5 protein-coding genes are annotated in these 9,546 nt (G+C 48.3%); all 5 read left to right on the forward strand.

Annotation, left to right across the window (positions count from 1 at the left end; translation table 11 throughout):
* Window positions 1–365 precede the first annotated feature (365 nt).
* The 5 genes from HMPREF2955_RS07385 (at window position 366) to HMPREF2955_RS07410 (ending at window position 8,627) form a co-directional block, all read left to right on the forward strand.
* Window positions 366–1,193: an alpha/beta hydrolase gene (locus HMPREF2955_RS07385; RefSeq protein WP_070722285.1), complete on the forward strand. Its 828-nt coding sequence runs from the start codon at window positions 366–368 to the stop codon at window positions 1,191–1,193.
* 661 nt (window positions 1,194–1,854) lie between these two features.
* Window positions 1,855–3,765, forward strand: a complete 1,911-nt coding sequence (locus tag HMPREF2955_RS07395; RefSeq protein ID WP_070722288.1) for a DEAD/DEAH box helicase — start codon at window positions 1,855–1,857, stop codon at window positions 3,763–3,765.
* Window positions 3,766–3,969: 204 nt separating this feature from the next.
* Window positions 3,970–6,198 carry a polyribonucleotide nucleotidyltransferase gene (pnp, locus tag HMPREF2955_RS07400; protein ID WP_070722290.1) on the forward strand — a complete coding sequence of 743 codons (2,229 nt, stop codon included), beginning with the start codon at window positions 3,970–3,972 and terminating at the stop codon, window positions 6,196–6,198.
* Between the two features lie 575 nt (window positions 6,199–6,773).
* Window positions 6,774–6,959, forward strand: a complete 186-nt coding sequence (locus HMPREF2955_RS07405; protein WP_070722292.1) for a hypothetical protein — start codon at window positions 6,774–6,776, stop codon at window positions 6,957–6,959.
* A gap of 150 nt (window positions 6,960–7,109) precedes the next feature.
* The gene (locus tag HMPREF2955_RS07410) at window positions 7,110–8,627 is read left to right on the forward strand and encodes a hypothetical protein (protein ID WP_246830092.1); all 1,518 of its coding nucleotides are present in this window, start codon (window positions 7,110–7,112) and stop codon (window positions 8,625–8,627) included.
* Window positions 8,628–9,546: the final 919 nt, after the last annotated feature.

Consider the following 9,546-nt stretch of genomic DNA (forward strand, 5'->3'; position numbering starts at 1 on the left):
AGGTGGGCCGTTGGTGGACAAAAAGGGCACTCATTATGTTAAAATCTTTACCGAAAAGATTACAGTGGTTGGCCGACTGGCGAGTGAACAGGCAGGCAAGAGAACAAGCGGATAAGTGGGCAAATTAATCGCACTTTTCGAAGAACGTTTTCGTTAAGCCAAATGAGCAATGCCGAGCTTGCCCGAACATTGCCATGGCGAGAAAACGCACTTTTCGAGGAACGAGAAAAGAACGGAAAAGGCATGCCTTTATAGAAACATTAAAGGTAAAGACGACTACGGGGCTAAAACATTCGTTCTGAAAAGGCGTTCTCAACTTTTATTGCTAACTTTGCAGTGTAAGCAAACACAGTAAAACAAAAAATATGAAAACGAAGAGATTTTTGTTGGCAGCGGCCCTGATGCTGACTGCGGCAACATCGGCTCTTGCCCAAAAGACTTTTACCCTTAATTTGTGGCCGTCGGCACCTGCTGTGGCAGGCAGCGACGACAAGGATACGGCAAAGGTGCAGGTGTTTTTGCCGCGCGAGAAAATGGCTACGGGCAGGGCGGTGGTTATCTGTCCGGGTGGCGGATACCAGACGTTGGCGATGGATAGCGAAGGGCGCGACTGGGCACCGTTTTTCAACAATATGGGCATTGCGGCCATTGTGTTGAAGTACCGCATGCCCAACGGCGACAAGCAGGTGCCCATCTCTGATGCCGAAGAGGCCATGAAACTGGTGCGGCGACATGCGGCCGAATGGCGCATTAAGCCTAACGAGGTGGGCATTATGGGCGCATCGGCTGGCGGACACTTGGCCTCGGTGCTGGCAACAAAGGCAACGGGCGATGCCCGACCCGACTTCCAAATTCTGCTTTATCCCGTTATCACCATGCAGCCAGGGCTTACCCATCGCGGTTCGCGCGAGCGTTTCTTGGGCAAGAACCCCAGTAAGGCCGACGAACGCGAATACAGCACCGACCAACAAGTTACGCGTTCTACGCCGCGGGCATGGATTGCGCTGAGCGACGACGACCGTACGGTGATGCCCATCAACGGCGTTAACTATTACGCAGAGCTTTATCGGCACGATGTTCCGGCATCGCTGCATGTCTTTCCTGGTGGAAGACACGGCTGGGGGCGCAAGCAGACCTTTAGGTATAACTTAGAAATGGAACTCGAACTTAAAGCGTGGCTGCAATCGTTCTAGGCTTTTAGCAACAGCCCAATTTGTCAAAATCATGGCTACCATGTGTGGGGGAGTGTGACAACCTTTGCGCGATTGCCACACTCCCTCTTACAGGTAGCCATGTTTTGTGTTAGTGATGGCGCAAAGCTTGCGGGTTGATTGATTCTTAATAGGGCGGTAGGCGAAGGGAGTTGCCGCTGTTTTTAACCTGCAAATGTTGCCTATTCAAGGCCGAAACCGCCATATTGTTAACCCTGATTTTGTGCCATTCTGTGGGCGTTTTACCGTGAAACATGATGGCGTGTGCATGCAATTTCTTTTCTAAAAGTTTTCGTAACCCATTTATTTTCATTACCTTTGCACCGTTCAAACACGAATGTTGTCTATTATGGCTGGGGGCAACGGTTGGTTGGACAAGTAATAATAGACAAGGTTTCTAGGTTCGTGGGTTGATGAATTCATGATATTTGGATAACGATTAGCAACGATGAAGTCATCAACAAACAAGGTTTCGTTTGGTGTAAACCCCGCTTGTGGTGCGCTCTCTGGCTTGCCAAGGCTTGCATCTGCTTTCGCAACATGCCCCTAAGTGGGCGGTGTTGACGGGTAGATATGCCGTTTGTGGCGTTATCTTTGGTTTGATGCGACCCCAACCGCGAAACCATTTTAACAACAAGAAGAATTGAAGACATTTAAAGAATTGGGCGTGAGCGAGCCTATATGCCGCGCCATTGAAGAGTTGGGTTTCGAGCAACCCATGCCTGTACAAGAAGAAGTGATTCCCTACCTGCTGGGTAATGGCAACGATGTTATTGCCTTGGCGCAGACGGGAACGGGCAAAACTGCAGCCTACGGCATACCCGTACTGCAAAAAGTAAATCCAGAAGACAAGCATACACAAGCCCTTATACTTAGTCCTACGCGCGAACTTTGCTTGCAAATAGCCGACGATTTGGCCGACTTTTCTAAGTACGTGCAAGGTTTGCACGTGGTGCCCGTGTATGGCGGAGCCTCTATCGAGATGCAAATTCGCCAACTACGCAAGGGCGCACAGATAATCGTGGCCACGCCAGGCCGACTTATCGACCTGATGAAACGCGGCGTTGCGCAACTAGACAATGTGAACAACGTGGTGCTAGACGAGGCCGACGAGATGCTGAACATGGGCTTTACCGAGAGCATCAACGCCATATTCGAGGGCGTTCCTGCCGATCGTAACACGCTACTCTTTTCGGCAACGATGAGCAGGGAGATTGAAAAGATAGCCAAAAACTACCTGAACGACTACAAGGAAATTGTGGTGGGAAGTCGTAACGAAGGTGCCGAAAAGGTGAACCACATATATTATATGGTGAATGCCAAAGACAAATACCTGGCACTTAAACGTCTGGTTGACTTCTATCCGCGCATTTTCGCCATCATTTTCTGCCGTACCAAGCTCGAAACGCAAGAAATAGCCGACAAGCTTATTCGCGACGGATACAATGCCGAGGCCTTGCACGGCGACCTAAGCCAGCAACAGCGCGACCTCACCATGCAGAAGTTTCGTAACCACAACGTGCAGTTCTTGGTGGCCACTGATGTTGCCGCACGTGGATTGGACGTTGACGACCTGACACATGTTATAAACTACGGACTGCCAGACGACATCGAAAGCTACACCCACCGCAGCGGACGAACAGGGCGTGCCGGCAAGAAAGGAACGTCTATCAGCATCATCCATACGCGCGAACGCTCCAAGGTGCGTGCCATCGAGAAGATTATACAAAAGGAATTTGTAGACGGAACGCTGCCCACGGCTAAGGAAATATGCAGCAAACAGCTGTACAAGGCCATGGATGCCATATCTAAGGTCGACGTGAACGAGGAAGAAATTGCCCCGTTCCTCGAAGAGATTAACCGCCACTTCGAGTACATCGACAAAGAAGACCTTATCAAAAAGATTGTAAGCATGACCTTCGGCCGTTTCTTAGACTACTACGCCAACGCGCCCGAAATAGAGAAACCTTCGATGAAACGCAACGAGCGCGAGGGCAAAAGGGCCGAACGCGGGGGCGGTCGCGATGCACAACGCGGCGCACGCGGCAAACGAACCGAGCGCGGCGCACGTGGCGCACGCAAAGCCGAGGCCGGTTATCGCCGCTTGTTTGTTAACTTAGGTAAGGACGACGGGTTCTATCCTGGCGAGGTAATGCAGTTTATCAACCGCAATGTTCAAGGCCGCGTGGCCGTAGGGCATATCGACTTGTTGGGCAAATTCTCGTATATTGAGGTTCCCGAAGGCGATGCCTCGCGCGTGATGCAAGCCCTTTCGGGTGCAAGTTATAAAGGTCGCGACGTGAGATGCAACGATGCCGACGAGGGCGGACACGGCCGTTCGGCCTCGGCTAAGGGCGGCAGAAAGGGGCAACGCTTTGCCGATTCGGCTCCCGCAGCAGGCGGAAAGCGTGGGCGTAAGGCGCAACGCCAATTTAACGATGATAACGAAACGGGCGATTGGCGACAGTTTTTCCAACAGCCTGCGCCCAAACTAAAAGGCGCGGAACCCGATTTTTCGGAAGAAGGTTGGGCCAGGCGCAGGCCGAAAGCCTAGGGTAGGCAGGCTAGGCAATCAGTAAAATCGGAAAAGTCGGACTAGTCTGACTAGTCCGACAGGTCCGACAGGTCTGACCGGTCCGATTAATTAAAAACAAAGGTAAAAACGAAAAATAGCGCATTGATTATTCGTCATTTCCTTTTTTATTACCTACCTTTGTGCCAATTTATTTTTAGATGTTTTAAAACAATAAGTTTTTAGATGAACGTAATAACGAAAACAATTTCATTGCCTGATGGCAGAACCATCAGCATTGAGACCGGGAAAGTGGCAAAGCAGGCCGATGGTTCGGCTGTCGTTCGTATGGGCAACACCGTACTACTTGCTACTGTTTGTGCCGCAAAAGATGCAGTTCCCGGAACAGATTTTATGCCTTTGCAAGTTGATTACAGAGAACAGTATTCTGCCGCAGGGCGTTTCCCCGGCGGTTTTACCAAACGCGAAGGCAAGCCTGGCGACAACGAGATACTTACCTCGCGCCTTGTAGACCGCGTTTTGCGGCCCTTATTCCCCTCAAACTACCATGCAGAAGTTTATGTAAACGTGATGCTGTTGTCGGCAGATGGTGTTGACCAGCCCGACGCTTTGGCCGGCTTGGCCGCGTCTTCGGCAATGGCATGTTCAGATATACCCTTCGATTTCTACATCAGCGAGGTTCGCGTTGCTAGGGTTAACGGCGAGTATGTTGTTAATCCCACCTTCGAGCAAATGAAGGAGGCCGACATGGATATCATGGTGGGCGCAACCAAGGACAACATCATGATGGTGGAAGGCGAAATGGACGAGGTTACCGAGCAAGACCTTATCCAAGCCCTCAAAGTGGCTCACGAGGCCATCAAGCCCATGTGCACCATGCAAGAAGAACTGGCTAAGGAACTGGGTAAAGACGTTAAGCGCGAATACGACCACGAGGTGAACGACGAAGATTTGCGCAAGCAGATGAACGACGTGTTGTATCAGCCCGTGTACGATGTTACCAAGCAGGCTCTGCCTAAGCAAGAACGCCACGATGCTTTCGACAAAATCGTTACCGACTTCTTGGAGAAGTACGATGCCGAAAATACCGAAAAGCTTACCGCCGAAGAGTTGGAAGAAAAGCACGGAATGGCTGCACGCTACTACGACGACGTGTTGCGCGATGCCATGCGCCGTTGCATCCTCGACGAGGGCAAACGCCTTGATGGTCGTAAGACCGACGAAATTCGTCCCATTTGGTGCGAAGTTAGTTCGTTGCCCATGCCTCATGGTAGCGCCATCTTCACCCGTGGCGAAACGCAAAGCCTTTCAACATGTACGTTGGGCACAAAGCTTGATGAGAAAATGGTAGACGATGTACTCGACAAGAGTTACATGCGTTTCCTTTTGCACTATAACTTCCCACCCTTCTCAACAGGCGAGGCCAAGGCTCAACGTGGTGTTGGCCGTCGCGAAATTGGCCACGGCCACTTGGCTTGGCGTGGTTTGAAGGGTCAGATACCCGAAGACTATCCCTACACCGTGCGTGTGGTAAGTCAGATTTTGGAGAGCAACGGTTCTTCGTCTATGGCCACCGTATGTGCCGGAACGCTTGCTTTGATGGATGCAGGTGTGCCTCTTAAAAAGCCTGTTAGCGGTATAGCCATGGGTCTTATCAAGAATCCGGGCGAAGAGAAGTACGCTATCCTCAGCGACATCCTTGGCGACGAGGACCACTTGGGCGACATGGACTTTAAGACAACGGGTACGAAAGACGGACTTACGGCCACGCAGATGGACATTAAGTGCGACGGCTTGAGTTTTGAAATTCTTGAAAAGGCCCTGATGCAAGCTAAGGCAGGCCGCGAGCACATCCTTGGCAAGCTTACCGAAACGATTGCAGAGCCACGTCCCGAACTTAAACCGCAGGTTCCACGCATTGTGCAAATCGAAATACCCAAAGAGTTTATCGGTGCCGTTATTGGTCCGGGCGGAAAGATTATCCAGCAGATGCAAGAAGACACGGGCACGACGATTACCATCGACGAAGTGGATGGTAAGGGTAAGGTTCAGGTGAGCGCACCCGACAAAGCCAGCATCGATGCTGCCCTATCAAAGATACGTGCCATTGTTGCCGTTCCCGAAGTGGGCGAGGTTTACGAGGGTACTGTTCGTTCGGTTATGCCTTATGGTTGTTTCGTAGAGATTATGCCAGGCAAAGACGGACTGCTGCACATTTCGGAAATAGATTGGAAACGCCTTGAAACAGTTGAAGAGGCTGGCATTAAGGAAGGCGACAAGATGCGGGTGAAACTGCTCGACATCGACCCCAAGACGGGCAAGTACAAGCTGTCGCGCCGTGTGTTGATGGAGAAACCCGAAGGATATGTAGAGCGCGAACGCCGTCCACGTGGCGACAGGCCCGAAAGAGGTGAACGCCGCGGCCGCCGCGACGACCGTCACGACCGCGATTAAGCCAACATGAAAGTCGTTGTTGGCATGTGTTGCGCCGACATGCTCTTGCATGGCATGCGCATATCGTGTACGTAAGGTAGGCACAATATTTAATTGGCGAGCCGTCTTTGCAATAAAGGCGGCTCGCTCCCTTTTTGTGAGGATGTAGCCTTAAACAGTCTTCCTGAGCCCATTAGAAATGAAAAAGATGCTTAATTAATTTGGTGGCAAAGAAAATAAACGTTAATTTTGCATGCGTATTTTAGAGATAGGAGTTGAAAGGATTAAGAGGAGTAAACAAATCGTAGTTGCATTCATGCATTAAGGAAGGAATGCCTATCAAGGATAACGGGCGTAAAGCACATGAAGGATAATACTTCTGTTGTTCGGAAGTTTAAAGCGACTTGTGGGTTGTTAATAGGGTTGCTGTTATCACCGTGATGATGAGAGAATATTTGGTAAGCAGGTGCTTATCCTTTGCGCGTATAGCGAATGCAGAATCCTCTTAGCAATTTCACGCGCAAACGTCAGTAGTACGCATTCTCTAGATATGTACTTAAAAGAAAAAAGGATATTAAGAAACGAAATGTATAGTTATGATGAAAGAAAATGTAGGTAGCGTAAAGAAAGTTTATCTTAAACCATTAATGGAGATTTTGTTTTTCGATGTAACATTGTCTATCCTGGCGGGGAGTCCTCCTGTCGGTGGCGGTGCTGGTGAAGCAGGTGACGACACCCCCTTATCTGCCAAAAACGATGAATATTTCGAGGAAGATGTATAATTTCGTAGTGGTATTATAAATGGAACAGACAATAAGGAAGATATAAAAGAGAATAACGAAATGAAACAACGTTTTTTATTGGTTTTCGTCGTATTAGCTACGATAGTTTTTTCAAGTTGTTCAAATGAGAACACAACACAAGAAAGTGATGTGCAATCCCTGAGTGAAGTGACGGAGTTCGCTTCTGTTGATAGTGGGGTTCTGTTTAAGACGAAGACCCGGACAACGGGTATATATGATGGCTTTAAGATAAAGTTTTATTGGACGTCGGGCGATAAGCTGTGGATTAACAACCCCACAGCTCCGTCAGTGTTTACTCAAAGTGTAAAAGACGACATAGACAAGCGTATTGCTGTTAGTAAAGATGGTAAATCAAAATATGCCAACTTCTATTTTTCAGGCACACTTACAGCAAATTCGTATAAGCTGAGATATACGGGGAAAGGAAATCCCGCAAGCGACAAGGTAACCATTAAGGCTCATCAAACGCAGCAAACATCCAACGATGCCTCGCATATTGGTGCAGATGGTGACTGTGGCACAGCAACGGCCACCAAAAATGGCGGGCGATACGAGTTCGCACTCGACCATAAGGCAGCCTATCTTACATTCACTCCGTTTTACTGTCTTGAAGAATTAGACAACTCCGTAACGATAGAAAGCATAATGGTTTCTGCAAACGAGAACCTCGCAGGCACATTCAACTTCAATGACGACGGCATACAAACGGCCTCTGTAACGTCTCCGTCTAAGCGTGTTACACTATCATTGGGGGGCGGGTTTAACATACCCTATTCTATAGACTACGCAAAGTGTGCTGCCATCATGGTAGTTGCGCCAGGCACATACACCAACTTTACTGTTGAATATCATCTCAGGGATTCGGAAACGGGCGTTACAGGAACGGTTTCTAAAACATATCCTAGCGTGAAATTAAATGCGGGAAGGAACAAACCTGTGGCGTTCAACTTTACCCTTGACAAGTACGACATGAATTATTATATGTGGGATGCCGGCAAACCTTATTGGGATGGATACACGGGTAAGTTGCCTGTTAAAGACGGGGAGCAGGCTCCTTACGAAGCATCTGGCACCAACCGCTACTTCAATGGCGATGGAATCAACCTCTACGCTGTTAACGCATGCAAGGTTTGTCCTAATGCCAACGAGGCCGCTTTGTATGTGTTTAGGGGTGACCCACATTGGGACGAAACAACACTTTGGGTGAAAAACAAACACCTATACAAAGGGGGTATGTGGTTTTTGAAACTGAAGTATTGCGATAGAGGTCCTTATAAATCTCCCGTAACCACCTACCCTGATGGCGTAGACTATCGTGCCAATTCGTATTGGTCAACTTGGAACGAATCGACTAAAACGGTAAATGGCTCTAGTTGGGTAAAAGCACCTGGCCAAGGTAGGCCTGCCGACACCAGCAAATACTTTTATCTCCCTGCCATGGGCTATCTCGATAACGATGGTGGAAAGCAAGGCCTTCTCAAACTAAAAACCGCAGGTTACCAAGGCGCTTATTGGACGTCGACGTCTGTTCTGTTTGGAGGTTGGTCGCAACAAGCCATCTGCCTGCATTTCTCTAAAGAACAAGTGGGCTTAGACGCTGACCTGAGATGGTGGGCTTACCCCATTTTTACAGTGGCAGACAAGTAATTCTGACAGGTTTAAGGGAGATTTTGCCAACGGCTATTTTGCAAAATCCTCACTTAGGTAACCCATCATAATGTTGGTTGCACATAACATCGGTTAAAAATGTGTCGGCGTTAAGCCCCACAGCTTAGAACACCATGTTATGTGCAACCATTTCGTTTCTATATAAAAGGTTGTTTAAACCCTAATCGGTCGTTAGACCGCTTATCAAATATTTTAGGATGTTTCCATCGTTTCTTGTCCATCTTTCGTTTACTTGTCGGTATCTTGCCTGTCTTATTCTCTTGATGTAGCCTGCTACGCCATCAAGAATAATACAGGCAAGATGCTCAATAATCAAAGAAGATTTGCACAGGCTCTAACGGCCGATTGGGGGGGGTAAAGTCAGTGAAAATGTGGAGAGATGATGCAGACTGCATGCACTTTCTCCCCCTATTTGCCGTATGCCCTTCGTAACACATCAAACAATTTCAGTTCGGGAAAATAGGGAAGGTGTGTAAACGATGTTGATGAAGTGTGCTCCAAAAGAACAGCCTAGGTCTGGCTTACGCGCGCGTACATTAAATATATAGTGGTATCCTATATAACGGCAAGGACGCTTTTAAAACCATCTCGAAGATAATCTACCTAAACAGATAAGTTTGCAGGCAGGAAAAACACCGATATGGCGAGCAGCATATCCTGATAATAAGACAACACATAGCACCTTAAATGAGCATGAAAAAGTGAGCACGCCTATTCGCTTGAGATTACAAGTGGTTGATAATTTGCGTGCTGTACGTTTTTTAATTCTTTACGAACAAAATTATAAGTCTATAGAACGCCTGTCAAACTAACTTTGCAGTACAGTCGAACTTAAATGTCTAGGAACCTTGTGAACAAAATTAGTTAGGGATATTCAGTAAATATCTAACTAATTGTT

Origin of the sequence: Prevotella sp. HMSC073D09, assembly GCF_001814145.1 — a bacterium.
Lineage (GTDB): Bacteria > Bacteroidota > Bacteroidia > Bacteroidales > Bacteroidaceae > Prevotella > Prevotella conceptionensis.